Source organism: Flavobacterium crocinum, from assembly GCF_003122385.1.
In the GTDB taxonomy this organism is placed as follows: Bacteria; Bacteroidota; Bacteroidia; order Flavobacteriales; family Flavobacteriaceae; genus Flavobacterium; species Flavobacterium crocinum.
Genome location: NZ_CP029255.1, coordinates 4,936,737 through 4,951,702 on the forward strand (window position 1 = coordinate 4,936,737; position 14,966 = coordinate 4,951,702).

Annotated in this window: 12 protein-coding genes; 8 read left to right on the forward strand and 4 right to left on the reverse strand. The window is 34.9% G+C overall.

The window, feature by feature from the left end; all coding sequences use genetic code 11:
- Nucleotides 1-36 precede the first annotated feature (36 nt).
- From HYN56_RS21025 to HYN56_RS21040, 4 genes are all read left to right on the forward strand, one after another.
- Nucleotides 37-597: a 2'-5' RNA ligase family protein gene (locus HYN56_RS21025; RefSeq protein WP_109193987.1), complete on the forward strand. Its 561-nt coding sequence runs from the start codon at nucleotides 37-39 to the stop codon at nucleotides 595-597.
- Between the two features lie 167 nt (nucleotides 598-764).
- On the forward strand, nucleotides 765-1,688 hold the full coding sequence (locus HYN56_RS21030; RefSeq protein ID WP_109193988.1) for a helix-turn-helix domain-containing protein: 924 nt from the start codon (nucleotides 765-767) through the stop codon (nucleotides 1,686-1,688).
- A 235-nt stretch (nucleotides 1,689-1,923) separates the two neighbouring features.
- Nucleotides 1,924-2,646, forward strand: coding sequence for an SDR family oxidoreductase (locus HYN56_RS21035; RefSeq protein ID WP_109193989.1), 723 nt, complete (start codon nucleotides 1,924-1,926; stop codon nucleotides 2,644-2,646).
- A gap of 262 nt (nucleotides 2,647-2,908) precedes the next feature.
- The gene (locus tag HYN56_RS21040) at nucleotides 2,909-3,673 is read left to right on the forward strand and encodes an SDR family oxidoreductase (RefSeq protein ID WP_109193990.1); all 765 of its coding nucleotides are present in this window, start codon (nucleotides 2,909-2,911) and stop codon (nucleotides 3,671-3,673) included.
- A gap of 413 nt (nucleotides 3,674-4,086) precedes the next feature.
- Here the strand turns inward: HYN56_RS21040 and HYN56_RS21045 are convergent, their stop codons facing one another.
- The 4 genes from HYN56_RS21045 to HYN56_RS21060 form a co-directional block, all read right to left on the reverse strand.
- The gene (locus HYN56_RS21045; RefSeq protein ID WP_109193991.1) at nucleotides 4,087-4,542 is read right to left on the reverse strand and encodes a hypothetical protein; all 456 of its coding nucleotides are present in this window, start codon (nucleotides 4,540-4,542) and stop codon (nucleotides 4,087-4,089) included.
- 56 nt (nucleotides 4,543-4,598) lie between these two features.
- Nucleotides 4,599-5,075 carry a PepSY-like domain-containing protein gene (locus HYN56_RS21050; RefSeq protein ID WP_109193992.1) on the reverse strand — a complete coding sequence of 159 codons (477 nt, stop codon included), beginning with the start codon at nucleotides 5,073-5,075 and terminating at the stop codon, nucleotides 4,599-4,601.
- 133 nt (nucleotides 5,076-5,208) lie between these two features.
- Nucleotides 5,209-5,913 carry a LytR/AlgR family response regulator transcription factor gene (locus tag HYN56_RS21055; protein ID WP_109193993.1) on the reverse strand — a complete coding sequence of 235 codons (705 nt, stop codon included), beginning with the start codon at nucleotides 5,911-5,913 and terminating at the stop codon, nucleotides 5,209-5,211.
- On the reverse strand, nucleotides 5,910-6,947 hold the full coding sequence (locus HYN56_RS21060) for a sensor histidine kinase (protein ID WP_109193994.1): 1,038 nt from the start codon (nucleotides 6,945-6,947) through the stop codon (nucleotides 5,910-5,912). The genes HYN56_RS21055 and HYN56_RS21060 overlap by 4 nt, the downstream gene beginning before the upstream one ends.
- Nucleotides 6,948-7,121: 174 nt before the next feature.
- Between HYN56_RS21060 and HYN56_RS21065 the strand changes: the two genes are divergently transcribed.
- The 4 genes from HYN56_RS21065 to HYN56_RS21080 all read left to right on the forward strand — a co-directional run bounded on the left by HYN56_RS21065 (nucleotide 7,122) and on the right by HYN56_RS21080 (nucleotide 14,961).
- Nucleotides 7,122-8,507, forward strand: a complete 1,386-nt coding sequence (locus tag HYN56_RS21065) for a TolC family protein (protein WP_109193995.1) — start codon at nucleotides 7,122-7,124, stop codon at nucleotides 8,505-8,507.
- Between the two features lie 12 nt (nucleotides 8,508-8,519).
- Nucleotides 8,520-11,810 carry an efflux RND transporter permease subunit gene (locus tag HYN56_RS21070; RefSeq protein ID WP_109193996.1) on the forward strand — a complete coding sequence of 1,097 codons (3,291 nt, stop codon included), beginning with the start codon at nucleotides 8,520-8,522 and terminating at the stop codon, nucleotides 11,808-11,810.
- Nucleotides 11,811-12,029: 219 nt separating this feature from the next.
- Nucleotides 12,030-13,118 (forward strand): efflux RND transporter periplasmic adaptor subunit, encoded by a 1,089-nt coding sequence (locus tag HYN56_RS21075; RefSeq protein WP_109193997.1) that lies wholly within the window; start codon nucleotides 12,030-12,032, stop codon nucleotides 13,116-13,118.
- Nucleotides 13,119-13,431: 313 nt separating this feature from the next.
- Nucleotides 13,432-14,961: a hypothetical protein gene (locus tag HYN56_RS21080; protein ID WP_109193998.1), complete on the forward strand. Its 1,530-nt coding sequence runs from the start codon at nucleotides 13,432-13,434 to the stop codon at nucleotides 14,959-14,961.
- The last annotated feature ends 5 nt before the right edge of the window (nucleotides 14,962-14,966 follow it).

A 14,966-nucleotide genomic window follows, 5' to 3' on the forward strand; every position in this document is an offset into this window, starting at 1 on the left:
TTAAATTTTAAATTTGTGTAATTCAAAGCCTTAAAAATGGAGAAAACATATTCGGTTGTATTTTATTCTAAAACATTGGTTGAACCCATTAAAAAAATGAAAGACTTTTTGAGAAGCAAAATCGATTGGTATAACAGCTGTAATTCTGAAGCACATATTACGATTTGTGAATTTACCATTGAAGAATCTCAATTCGATTCCATCAAACAAAAACTTTCAAAAATTTCAGATGGTTTTACACCTTTCGAGGTCTCTTTAAATCATTTTAGTTCATTTCCTACCAGTGGTGCATTTTTTATCGGTGTAACTAAAGATTCAGAAAAAAAACTTGTCCCAATCATGAAAAAGATTCATGAAACTTTGAAGTTTTTAAAACTTAAAAAAAGCGACAATCCGCACATGTCAATCGGCAGAAGATTAACTCCCGAAAATCTTAAAATTGCATCAGAACTTTTTACTACAATTGATCTCCAATTCGAATGCAACGAAATTGTTTTAAGAGAATTTGATCCAGTAGTAAAACAGTTTTTTGTAATGGATTCTTTTCCTTTTGGAAGTAATCCTGAGCCTGAGTTTGTACAAGGAAGCCTATTTTAACCGCAAAGAGCGCAAGGTTTTTCCGCAAGGTTCGCAAAGATTCACAAAGCTTTGCGAACTTCGCGTTTTCTGTAGACTGTCTAAATCAAAAAAAACTTGCGCTCTTTGCGGTTAAGCTGACAAAGTTTATTTTTTTCGTATATTTGATTTTTACAATTCATCTCTATATGAAATCCCTTGACTCCTTTTATAAAGACATTACCGAAGGTTCAACCGTAGAACCAACTTCCCTGTTACCAAATGACATTCAGAAAGAAATCGGGCATTTTAATGTTTTTGATATTAAGGAACTTTTGGAACGCATGAAAGGAAAACCCGGTATGCCTTATGACAGAAGGGCTTATTACAAAATCAGTTTAATAAGAGGGAAAAACAGAGCCGAATATGCTGATAAAGTAATCGACATTGAAAAGCAGGGATTGTTATTTGCAACACCAAAAATCCCATACAACTATTTACCGCAAGACACCAATCAGGGCGGACAATTCTGTGTATTTACCAGCGAATTTTTATCGAAAAGCAAAAGTGGAATCGACTTAGACGAACTGCCAATTTTTGCTTCAGACGGTTATCCTATTTTTCAGTTATCCGATGAAGAAGTCGAAGAAGTCGCTTTGATTTTCAAAAAGATACAAAAAGAAATCAACTCGGATTATATCTATAAATACGATTTAATCCGAAATTATGTTGCTGAGCTGATTCACTTTGGACAAAAACTACAACCCATTACTGCTTTATATTCTAAACACAATTCCGCAGCCAGAGTTTCTTCTTTATTTGCAGAACTGCTGGAAAGACAATTCCCTATTGAATCACCACATCAGCGATTAGAACTTAGAACTGCAAAAGATTTTGCAGAGAGATTATCCGTACACGTCAATCATTTAAACAAAGTTTTAAAAGAAAACACCGGAAAAACAACAACAGAGTTAATCAGTACAAGATTAACCAATGAAGCTAAAATACTTTTAAAGCAAACAGACTGGAATATTTCTGAAATTGCCTATTCACTTGGTTTTGAAGAATTAGCGCATTTCTCTAATTTCTTCAAAAAGCAAACGTCCTTTACTCCTATTGCTTTTAGGAGTTAGATTGTTTTGTTTCAATTTTCAGGTTTCAGGTTGTACGAGTCGTAACCATACCATTTGTCATCCCGAGGAACGAGGGATCTCCGCAAGAAGCTCCACAAAGTTTTGGAATTTGGAATTTAAAATTTGGAATTTAAAACCTCGTGATTTGAATTTCGCAAACATCGGTTTGATATTTACAACTTCCCACATCTGCTTTGCTCCTACCTTTGTCTCATCAAATTAAAAGAACGAAAAGATGAATTTATCAAACAACAAAATTCTAATAACCGGAGGTGCAAGTGGTATCGGACTTGGACTTACCGAACGATTTATTCAGGAAAACAACACCGTGATTATCTGCGGCAGAAGAGAATCAGTTTTAAACGATGTTAAAACAAAGTTTCCAACTGTAGTTACTAAAGTTTGTGACTTGTCTATTGAAAAAGAACGTGTAGCGCTTTACGAATGGATTTCTGAAAACCATCCTGATTTAAACATATTAATCAATAATGCAGGAATTCAAAACTGGAAATCGATAACAGATGCTGATTTCTACGAAAGTATGAAAGCGGAAATTAATACGAATATTGAAGCGCCTTTACATTTAACTTCCTTATTTATTCAGTTAAAATCTTTGACAACCGTAATGAATGTAACTTCAGGACTGGCATTTTCTCCTTTTGCCAAAGTTCCTGTTTATTCGGCTACCAAAGCGTTCTTTAGATCATTCACGCTTTCACTTCGTCATTTATTAAAAGCAAAAAATATTGAAGTAATCGAAATCATTCCCCCAGCCTTAAACACAGATTTAGGCGGAATTGGTCTTCACGACGCACATCCAAGCGTAAGCAGTTTTATCGAATCTATTTTTGAACAGTTAAAAGAAGGTAGACAAGAACTTACCTTTGGAACAAGCGAAACAAGATTAAATGCAAGCGCTGAAGAATTACGAAATCATTTTAATGCAATGCATTCTTAAATTTTAAATACATAGAAACATAGATTTGGAGTGAATAAAAGGCATTCCACTTTTAATAAAACACCTAGCTATGTGTTAGAAACTAGTTTCTTTCTATAATCTTTAAAAGAGAACTAAAATCTATGTTTCTATGTGTTTAAAAATTTTCTGAAATAAAAATTTGTCTTCCTGAGCGTAGTCGAAGGATATTCGTACCGAAGATTTCCGATCTCTCTCAGACAAACAACAAACAATAAACAACAAACAATAAACACTATATAAAATGGCAGTAAATACAAAAATCGCTCTGGTTACAGGCGGAAGCAGAGGTTTAGGAAAAAATATGGCAATTGCGATTGCTAAAAAAGGAATTGATGTAATTATTACTTACAACAGCAAAAAAGAAGAAGCTGATTTGGTGGTAAAAGAAATCGAAAGTTTAGGTCAAAAAGCAGCTGCATTACAATTAAATGTAGCAGAATCAGGATCATTCGATGCTTTCTTCAAAGAAGTGGAAACCGTTTTAAAAGATACTTTTAAAACAGATAAATTCGACTTTTTAGTAAACAATGCCGGAATCGGAATCCATAATTCATTCATTGGAACAACAGAAGCGGAATTTGACCAATTGACCAATATTCAGTTTAAAGGGCCTTTTTTCTTAACTCAAAAAGGATTAAACGTTATGAATGACGGTGGCGGAATCGTAAACATTTCAACTGGTTTAGCAAGATTTTCTTTCCCTGGTTACGCTGCTTATGCGTCTATGAAAGGTGCAATGGAAACTTTAACTAAATATCAGGCAAAAGAATTAGGCGCCAGAAAAATCAGAGTGAACGTTGTTGCTCCGGGAGCAATTGAAACTGATTTTGGTGGCGGAGTGGTTCGTGACAATGAACAAATGAATCAACAAATTGCCTCAGTAACTGCTTTAGGAAGAGTTGGTTTACCAGACGATATTGGAGGTGTTGTAGCTTTCTTATGTACTGAAGATGCCCGTTGGATAAACGCTCAAAGAATTGAAGCATCAGGCGGAATGATGCTTTAAATTAAGTTATGAGTTATAAGTTATGAGTTATGTGTTATGTGTTAGGAGTTAATTCCTTTAACCCTTAACCCTTAACCTTTAACCTTTAACCCTTAACCCTTAACCCTTAACCCTTAACCCTTAACCCTTAACCCTTAACCCTTAACCCTTAACCCTTAACCCTTAACCCTTAACCCTTAACCCTTAACCCTTAACCCTTAACCCTTAACCCTTAACCCTTAACCCTTTAACCTTTAACCCTTAACCTTTAACCCTTAACCTTTAACCCTTAACCCTTAACCCTTAACCCTTACCCCTTAACCCTTAACCCTTAACCCTTAACCTATAACTTATTACAAAAAACAAAACCCGATAAGCATTAAAAAACTTATCGGGTTTGTCGTTTCAAAATAAATTGAATTAGTAAGCCGTTTTTATCTTATTTGGATCCTCTTAAGGAATTCACCATCCTGATCAAAAATCAAATTATACAATTTTGAATCTTTAATTACTCCCACTTCAAAGCTCTTCTTGTTTGAATAATCCATCACAGAAAATACCTGTTTAACAGATTTAACTGAATAATTAGCTTTTAAATAACTCTGGATTTTTTTTGCTAATTTGAGAACTGGCATTTGCACTTTATAAACTTTAAAAACTCCATTTTGATCATATTGAGCAAAAGCTATGGTTTTGGGAGCCTGAGTAAATTTTGCTTCAAAAGTGATATCATCGTTTTTACTTCCATATTCAACATTCCAGTTAGCTTTCTTTTTAGGATATTGCTTTTCAAAAGCATTAATAACATTATCAGGAGGCACAATACTTGCTCCTTGCCCTTTTACCAGATTGCAACAGATAAAAAATAGAAATAGAATAAATGTTCTCATGTTTAAATTTCAAAATAAATGCAAATCTAAACAAATAAAAGTATTTTCTTACTTTTTTATTCTGGTTTTTCGATAATCACATCAAAACCACCTTCTTTATCAAACTGAATATCATAGAATTTAGCGTCTTTTTTTACTCCAACTTCATAAGTAGTTACATTTTTATAATCTACAACAACTGCAATCTCTCTAATGGCTTTTGCGGGATAATTTTTCTTTAAATAAGCTTGTGCCTTTGCAGGTAACTGACTTAAAGGAATCTGCAGTTCATAAGCTTTCATATTTCCCAGATTATCGTAAATCGCCAATGCTTTCGTTTTATTGTCGACATTATATCGCGCTTCATAACGAAGCTCGTCATTATCATCTCCAACATATTCCTCAGACCAAACCGGAACTTTTCCCGGATATTCTTTTTCAAAAGCAAGTCTCACCTTTTCCGGTGGTGTTATCACTTTTTTCATATTGGTTCCTTCTTGTGCAATTAAAAAACTGCTGCATAAAAAAGTAAAAGCCAAAAACACGTTTTTCATGGTTTTATTTTTAAATTAAACGCTAAACAACGTATTAAAAGTACTACTTTTTAATGAAGTACAAATGAAGCATACAAAATTTTTAAGAACGTTTTTTAAGACTAAAAACCAGTGAATTAAATTAAACCGAAAATCATAATTCCAGCTTTTTTAATCTGTCGGTCAACTCTCTTTTATAGGTAATTCCAATTGGAATTCTTTCATTTTTAATTACAACAAAATCTTTTTCGGTAGCATCAATTTTATCTAAAGCTACAATGTAAGATTTATGAATACGCATAAAGTTCTTTTCCGGCAGACATTTCTCAAATTCAGTTGTCGTAATCGAAGCCAGATAATTTCGTTTGGTCGTATTTAGTTTTACATAATTTCCAAAACTCTGTGCAAACAGAAGCTGTTCTAATTCTATTTCGATAAAATAGCCATCGACTTTTACACTCACAGAATTGATAGTTGCTTCTTCGACTTTCCTTACACTTTCTGTTGCAAAAAAGCGGTCAATTGCTTTTAAAAACCTTGGAAAATAAATGGGTTTCAAGAGATAATCAATTACACCGTAATCATAACTTTCCAGAGCAAACTCAGAATAAGCTGTTGTGAGAATAGTTTTGGGATGTGTTGGAAGAATCTTCAACAATTCCATACCCGAAATCTCCGGCATATTGATATCCAAAAACATTAAATCTACCGTATTTTCACGAAGAAAATTCATAGCTTCAATACCATTATACCCCTGAAAAACCAATTCTAACTGCGGATTCTGTTTGATATAATTCGCCAAAACATAATGCGCGGCAGGTTCGTCATCTACAATGATACATTTTTTGGTTTCTCTCATCCTACAAACTTTTTAAGCTGTATTTCCAAATCTACAACGTAGGTCTTTTTATCATCCTGAATGTCTAATTTATAATCTTTTCCATAAATTAAATTCAGACGTTCAATAGTATTCTTTAAACCAATTTTGGTTGAAATGACATCATTTTTCTTCGGAATCGAATTCATAACATGAAGATTCAATAATCCGTTCTGAACTGTAATTGTGATTTTTACAAAGCAGTTTTCGATCGCGCAGGTTCCGTGTTTAAAAGCATTTTCGATAAAAGCGATTAACAACATTGGCGAAATTTTATACGCATTTTCGTTATCTACATTACTTTCAAAAGTAATATCGCAACGATATCCTACGCGTTCTTTTTCAAGCTGAACATAACTGTTAATAAATTCCAGTTCGTCTTCTAAAGATACACATTGTTTACTGTTACTTTCCAATTGATAACGCATTAACTGCGAAACTTTCATAATTAAATCAGGCGTTCTGTCCGGAAACTGAAGACTGATTCCGTAAAGTGTATTAAAAGTATTAAATAAAAAATGCGGATTCAATTGTCCTTTCAAAGAATTTAACTGCATTTGATTGAACAACAAGGCCGCATCGGTTTGTTTTCTGTGGATTCGATAAAACTTAAATACAATAATCGGACTTAAAATACAGACCAAAGTCCCTAAAACGCTTGCCAATTGATACGCATAACTTCTTTGATGCGAGTTTTGATACAAATGGCATTTGGCAAACATATCGAGCATTGTAATTTCGTAAAGAATGACTGAAAAGACAAAAACTCCAAAAAGTGTCAGAATTATATAAGTAAAAGGCTTGTTTGCTTTAAATAAAATGGGAAGCAAGAAAAAACGGTTAAACTGGGCATGCATGTATAAAATGCAATAGAAAAATATACCCATTGCAATAGAAATGAAGGAACTGAATAACATCCAATCATTTTTCAAGGTATAAATTGTAAATGAAAAAAGGACAACGGCTACTTCCTGCCACCATTTGTTGTCCAGTATGTTATCGATTCTTTTATTCATTCTTAATTTTCAAATAGGGTACAAAGTTCGAACAAATATTTAATTTATATTTCTTAAAAATGACCAATTCAATTCGTCATTTACTAGTGCAGTACATCACTTAACATGACTTTTATCAGGGTAAGAGAAATAAATTTGTTTCATCAAAAACATTTTATTTCACACCTTGAGTTTATGTATTTCAAAAAAATTACCATTTTATTTTTATTGATTTTTGTCTCAATTGGTTATTCTCAAACCCTGTCTTTAAAAGAAGCAGTAAAAACAGGACTTGAAAATTACGGTTCCATCCGAGCAAAAAACAATTACACCAATGCATCAAAGGAAACTCTAAAACAATCCAAACGTGATTATCTGCCAAACCTGAATTTGTCGGCACAGCAGGATTACGGAACTGTAAACGGACAAAACGGACCGCTTTACGGATTTGGAGGTTTAGGAGTTGCTTCATCAGGTTTGCCTCTTCCGGAACAAAACTGGAATTCGGCGTTTGGTGCACTTTATTTAGTCAACATGAACTGGGATTTTTTCACTTTCGGAAAAACACAGGAAAAAATCAATTTGTCTAAAATTGATGTTCAGGCTAAAGAAAAAGATTTACAGCAGGAAAAATTCCAGCAGGAAATCAAAATTTCGGCTGCTTACTTGAATTTATTAGCAAGTCAGAGATTACTGATTTCACAGCAAAAAAACTTAGACCGCGCAGAAGTCTTCAAAAAGACAGCGGTTGCGAGAGTTAAAAACGGATTATTGGCAGGAGTCGATTCTACATTGGCTACAGCCGAAGTTTCTAAAGCTAAAATCGCTCTCAACTTAGCCAGGAATTTCGTTAAGGAACAAAACAATAAATTAGTCGATTTAATGGGCGTTGCGCCACAGGACTTTGTTACTGATACCCTTTTTGTAACGCAGATTCCAAAAGAATTGATTCAGGGAAATGCCACAAATGACAGTCTTCATCCTTTATTGCAATTCTATAAAACCAAAATCGATTACAGCAATCAACAGGTTAAATTATACAAACGTTTTTATTATCCAACAATGAGTGCTTTTGGTGTTTTACAAACCAGAGCTTCGGGATTTGAGAATAGTTATGCAACAGACCAGACTGCATTTAGCAGAAATTACTGGGATGGTGTAAATCCGGATCGTACCAATTATTTACTTGGAGTTGGAATTACGTGGAATTTAACTACTCCGTTTCGTTCAAGCAAACAAGTTATGGCTCAGAAATTTGTTTCTCAGGGATTACAGGAAGAATACAATCAGGCAGACAGAGAACTGAAATCGCAATTGAATTTTGCTGAAGATAAGATCAAAATTACACTGGAAAATTACGCCGAAGCTCCTATTCAGGTTGATGCGGCAAAAAGAGCTTACGTTCAGAAATCGACTTTATACAAAAACGGTTTAACCGATTTGACCGATTTAACACAAACAATGTATGTCTTAAACCGTGCCGAAATCGATCGTGATATTGTCAACAACAATGTATGGCAGTCGTTCTTGCTGAAAGTAGCTGCAACGGGCAATTTTGACTTATTTATAAATGAATTTTAACTATAGATCCAAATGAATTTAATACGTTTTGCACTCCGCAAACCCATCTCCATTTTAGTATTGGTTGCGGGTCTATTTTTCTTCGGAATTGGTGCCATCAGAGACATTAAGGTAGATATTTTACCTAAAATGAATTTGCCGGTTATCTATATCGCGCATCCGTTTGGAGGTTATACGCCAGACCAGATGGAGGCTTATTTTGCCAAAAACTACGTAAATGTTTTACCTTTTTCTAACGGTATCAAATCCGTAGAAACCAAAAATATTCAGGGGTTAATGATTATGAAATTAACCTATTATGAAGGAACCAATATGGCTCAGGCCGCTGCCGAGTTAAGTGCGCTGTCGAACAGAATCCAGGCGGCTTTTCCTCCGGGAACACAGCCTCCGTTTATCATTCGTTTTGATGCTTCTTCACTTCCAATCGGGCAATTGGTATTGAGCAGTAAAGTACGTTCAAACAACGAATTACAGGATTTAGCCAACGTTTACGTTCGTGCTTCCTTTACTGCAATTCCTGGTTTATTATCTCCGGCTCCCTTTGGCGGAAGCCCAAGAACAATTGAGGTTAACGTTGATCCGGATTTACTGCGTTCGCATAATATGACGCCGGATCAGATTGTAGAAGCGATTCGTGTAAACAATCAAACGGCTCCTTCCGGAAATGTGAGAATGGGCGACAAAAACTATATTACACCAACGAACAATACCATTAAAGAAGTTAAAGATTTTGAACAGATTCCGTTATTCAAAGGCGGTGTTCAAAACTTAAAATTAGGCGATGTCGCAACGGTAAAAGACGGTGCAGATATTACCGCAGGTTATGCCTTGGTAAACGGAAAACGTTCGGTTTACATTAGTATTGCAAAAGCCGGAGATGCTTCTACCTGGGATGTGGTTCAGAAATTGAAAAAAGAACTTCCTAAAATTCAGAGTACTTTACCTGAAGATGTAAACATTACGTATGAATTTGACCAGTCGGTTTATGTAATCAACTCGGTTAAAAGTTTGATTACTGAGGGAATTATCGGTGCGGTTCTAACGGGATTAATGGTTTTATTATTCCTTGGTGACCGTCGCGCCGCTCTGATCGTAATTATGACGATTCCGATTTCGATTATTTCCGGGGTTTTATTCCTGAAATTATTTGGACAAACCATCAACTTAATGTCATTATCAGGATTGGCGCTGGCAATTGGTATTTTGGTGGACGAAAGTACCGTAACGATCGAAAATATCCACCAGCATCTCGATATGGGAAAACCAAAAGCACTCGCCATTTGGGATGCCTGTCAGGAAATTGCTTTGCCTAAATTATTGATCTTACTTTGTATTCTTGCCGTTTTTGCACCGGCATTTACAATGGTAGGTATTCCCGGAGCGTTGTTCCTGCCTTTAGCATTGGCGATTGGATTCTCAATGGTAATTTCATTCTTATTATCGCAGACTTTTGTACCTGTAATGGCAAACTGGATGATGAAAGGGCATGAAAAACACGAACATGGCCCGGAAATTACAGATGACGAAGCTGAATTTAATGACTGTGGTTTAACTCCGGAATCAGAACAAAATCTGATTACTCAGAAAAAAGGGTATGTAGAAAGAGAAGACACTAATCTGGACGGAAAAATAAGTCTTTTTGAGCGTTTCAAAATTCGTTTCATGCGAACATTAGACCGTTTATTCGTTCATAAAAAAATAACGACTGTTGTATATCTGGTTTCGGCTATATTTTTGGCAGTTGTACTGATTACTTTTATTGGAAAAGACGTATTCCCAAAAACCAATTCAAGTCAGTTTCAGCTGAGAATGCGTGCTCCTGACGGAACGCGTCTGGAAAGAACAGAAGAGCAAGCTATTATTGTTTTAAAAGAATTAGAGAAAATGGTGGGGAAAGAACATATCGGAATTTCGTCTGTATATGTCGGACAGCACCCGTCTTTATTCTCCATTAACCCGATTTACCTTTTTATGGCGGGTTCTCACGAAGCTGTTTTTCAGGTGAGTTTGAAAGACATTCATCTGGATATGGATGATTTTAAAGATGATTTCAGGGCGAGACTTAAAAAAGTATTGCCGGATACGAAACTTTCTTTTGAACCTATAGAATTAACCGATAAAGTGTTAAGCCAGGGATCTCCTACTCCAATCGAAATTCGAGTGGCTGGAAAAGACAAAAAACGAAATGAATTGTACGCTACTCAAATTGTAGAAAAACTAAAAGCAATTTCGTATTTCAGAGACGTACAAATTGGTCAGCCAATTCATTATCCGGCTATGAATATTGATATTGACAGAACGCGTGCTGCCGAATTGGGAGTAGATATGAATGATATTTCACGTTCTTTGGTAGCTTCGACCTCATCATCTCGTTACACCGAAAAAAATACGTGGGTTGACGAAAGAGCGGGATTATCATACAACGTTCAGGTTCAGGTGCCTTTAAACAAGATGAAAAGTAAAACTGATATTGGAGAAATTCCGGTATTAAAAAATTCGCTTCGTCCGGTTTTAAGTGATGTTGCTAAAATTACACCAAGCATTGTAAGTGGTGAAAATGATAACTTAGGAGCCATGCCATACATTACCGTTACGGCCAACATTAACCAGACCGATTTAGGAACGGCTACAAAAGATGTTGGTAAAACCATTAGTTCACTGGGCGAATTGCCACGTGGTTTGTTTATAACGCCTATTGGATTAAGTACTGTACTGACAGAAACATTAAGTAGTTTACAATCTGGATTATTGGTTGCTATATTTGTAATCTTCTTAATGTTGGCTGCTAATTTCCAGTCGTTCAAAGTTTCGCTGGTTATTTTAACAACCGTTCCGGCGGTAGTTTTAGGCGCTTTATTAATGCTGACTATTACAGGTTCTACGTTAAACTTACAATCGTATATGGGAATTATCATGTCGGTTGGGGTTTCGATTGCCAATGCTGTACTTTTGGTTACGAATGCAGAACAGCTTCGAAAAATAAACGGAAATGCATTAGAATCTGCGAGAGAAGCGGCAGCGTTGCGTCTTCGTCCAATTATCATGACTTCGGTTGCAATGATTGCGGGTATGTTACCAATGGCAATTGGACACGGCGAAGGAGGCGATCAGGTTTCTCCGTTAGGAAGAGCGGTTATTGGCGGATTATTATTTTCTACTTTTGCCGTATTATTAATCCTTCCGCAGATATTTGCCTGGGCACAGGAAAAAACAACGACACAATCTGTTTCTTTAGATCCTGAAGACGAAGAAAGTATCCATTATATCTCATCGATAAGTAAGTCAAAAGTTGGAAAGTCATAAAGTTGAAAGTCACATCGTAGTGTAACTAAAAATTAAACACATAGAAACATAGAATTTTATGTCAAAAAAAAGGTAAAAGAAAAAACTAGTTTTCACACATAGCTATGTGCATTTAAACAAGTGAAACGCCTTCTATGCACAAAGAAAAGCTATGTTTCTATGTGTTTAAAAAAAATACACGCAACGGATTAAAACATATTCATTATATAAAACCAAAAAATGAACACTAAAATTATAAAATATAGCCCGCTGTTTCTAGCAGCATTATTTTTCCTGAACAGCTGTAATTCTAAAAAAGAAGAAACCGTTACACCGGAAATTCAGCCAAAGGTTGAAACCTTCCTTTTAGAAAAACAAAAACTAACAACAGAACTGCGTTTGCCAGCCGAATTAACCGGTTTCCAGCAAGTAGATTTGTATGCAAAAGTAAGCAGTTTCGTAAAAACGTTAAAAGTTGATATTGGTACGAAAGTAAAAAAAGGACAGCTTTTAATTGTTTTGGAAGCGCCTGAAATTAGCTCGCAACTGGCTGCAGCCGAATCGAGATTAAAATCGATGGAAGCCATTTACGCTACCAGCAAAAGCACTTACAACCGTTTGTACGAAACGAGCAAGGTAGAAGGAACAATTTCTAAAAACGATTTGGAAATGGCAAGCGGAAAAAAGAATTCTGATTACGCACAATATCAGGCCGCAATTGCAGCGCATAAAGAAGTTTCGATCATGAGAGGGTATCTTGAAATTCGTGCTCCTTTTGATGGTGTTGTAGCAGCCAGAAATGTGAATTTAGGAACATTTGTTGGGCCGGCAGGAAAAGGATCCGATTTGCCTTTGTTAACGATTCAGGAGCAAAGCAAATTACGTTTGGCGGTTTCTATTCCGGAATTGTATACAGGATATTTACACCCGGGCGACGAAATGAGTTTTAATGTAAAATCGTTACCGGAAAATTTTAAAGCTAAAATTACCAGAATGTCCGGTGCTTTAGATTTAAAACTGCGTTCTGAAAGAGTCGAAATGGATGTTTATAACACAAAAGGCGATTTATTACCTGGAATGGTTGCCGAAGTTTTATTACCGCTTAACGCGAAAGACAGTACGTTTGTAGTACCAAAATCGGCAGTAGTTAGTTCTGCTGAAGGTTTGTATGTAGTAAAAGTGGTAAACAAAAAAGCGACCAGAGTTGAAATTAAAAAAGGAAGAGAAATCGACGATAAAATCGAAATTTTCGGTGACTTAACTCCAAAAGATAAACTGGTAAAAATTGCCAGCGAAGAAACTAAGGAAGGCGATGTTATAAACGAATAACCTGCGTTTAGTCTTCATTTTAGTGATTACCAATTACTGTACGCATTCTTAGGAATGCAAATTTTTAAATTTGCCTAAAAGGGCAGTTCTTCTTTAATTGGAGGGACTGTCTTTTTTTTGTTTGAATTGCTTTAATTTCTGAAAACAACTCTCAAATTTAATCCTATTCTAAATACTAAAAAAAGTCTTATTTTATTACAAATAAAACTTTTAAAGCGTGCTTATCATTTTATCAGTACATAAATTTAAAATTTAGACATATTTAACATAAAATAAGAAACATTAACTATCTAATTTTAAAAGTTTAAAAGTTATGACAAAAACCAGACGTGTTGGCGGTAATGCGACTTACATAGTTAGAGGAACGACAAGAGAATTTGCCAACGAAATAGAAATAAACTCAAACGGGCGAATCGATTATTATGCACCTGAATATACCTATGGAGACCCAGAACCCAGACCTGTTAGAAAAGAACCTGAAGTTGCTTTTTCAGGCTGTTGGACTTCAGATTATGAAGGAATGAGAAACTTGGAAAAGGATACCACTAAACCTATGTCAAATCTTGGAGAAACGGTTTACTTTCAATTAACTGTTAGCAATGACATACCAATTGGTACAAATATAACATTTAAGCTTTGGGATGAAGATTTTGGAGATATACTAAATTGGTTTTTATCAGATGATGATACATTTGATGGTAAAAAAGTCTATCGAAATGCTGTTGTAAGAGAGGTAAACGGCACTCATAAAATGACAATTAAATTATTTCTAAACCCAAAATGGTATGATGATCTTGTGGCAGATCTCGGGCGTTTTAAGAATGGCTGTCTGGACTTTTATTGGACATGGGAATATAATGGTAAACCATGGACTTCAAATACAAATATACTTAATGTATATCCTTCAAAAACTACTTTGTTTATAAAACCAGCTTATGAAGGTTATGGTTTTCCGGAACTTAGAACAGCAGATGGCCAACTTATTGTTTTCTCTGCGGGAATCGTTGCTACAAAAGAGCCATCTAAAGAATTAGAAAATATAATGGATACTATTCTAGATGATATTAAAAATAACGCTATTGCAGATGTTCGTGAAAAGGTGGTGAAATTCAGCGATAAATTGCGCTATTCTATTGCGATCAAAAAGCTTAAAAAAGGATATTTAGCCAATAACTTAGGAAAAATAGAATTTAGCCGAAGGCTTTACACCAAACCTGTATTTGATAACAGCGGAAAACTGTATGAAATTACGCAAGCGGCTAATTTTGGCTACATAAAAGAAGGAAAACTTGTTACCACAAAAGGAATAAGCCAGCTTGATTATTTTAGAGAAATTGGAGTTCGTAATGCAATATTAAAAAATGCAGAAAAACTAGATTATATCTTACAAGCTTTAGATCTATTACGTTTTGCCATGGACGAAAAAAAAATAGAAACCATCACTACCATGTTTGCACCTTTAGACTTTTTAAATGCAATTGTTTATCCAAGCATAAGCAAACCCATTGAAGAACTTTGGGATAATATTGTGGTGCATGATGTTGAAAATGCAAAAGACAATGGTCTTAGAGGAATTTATAAACTAGTAAATTCAGAAGATTTTAATAGAGAGAAATATGGAGACTATCAATATATTGAAATTAACCAAGATATGTTAAATAAATTATTGGAAGGGAAATATAAAACATTTGAAGAATTAAAAAAAAATCAAATCCGATTAAGAGAAACCGTTGATAAATATGAATATCAAGAGGGTTTACTTTATACAATTCTTTATTACAAAAAAATTGATGATAATTTAGACAAACCAATGACATATATAGAAACTATTTTTATTAACTAATTCAC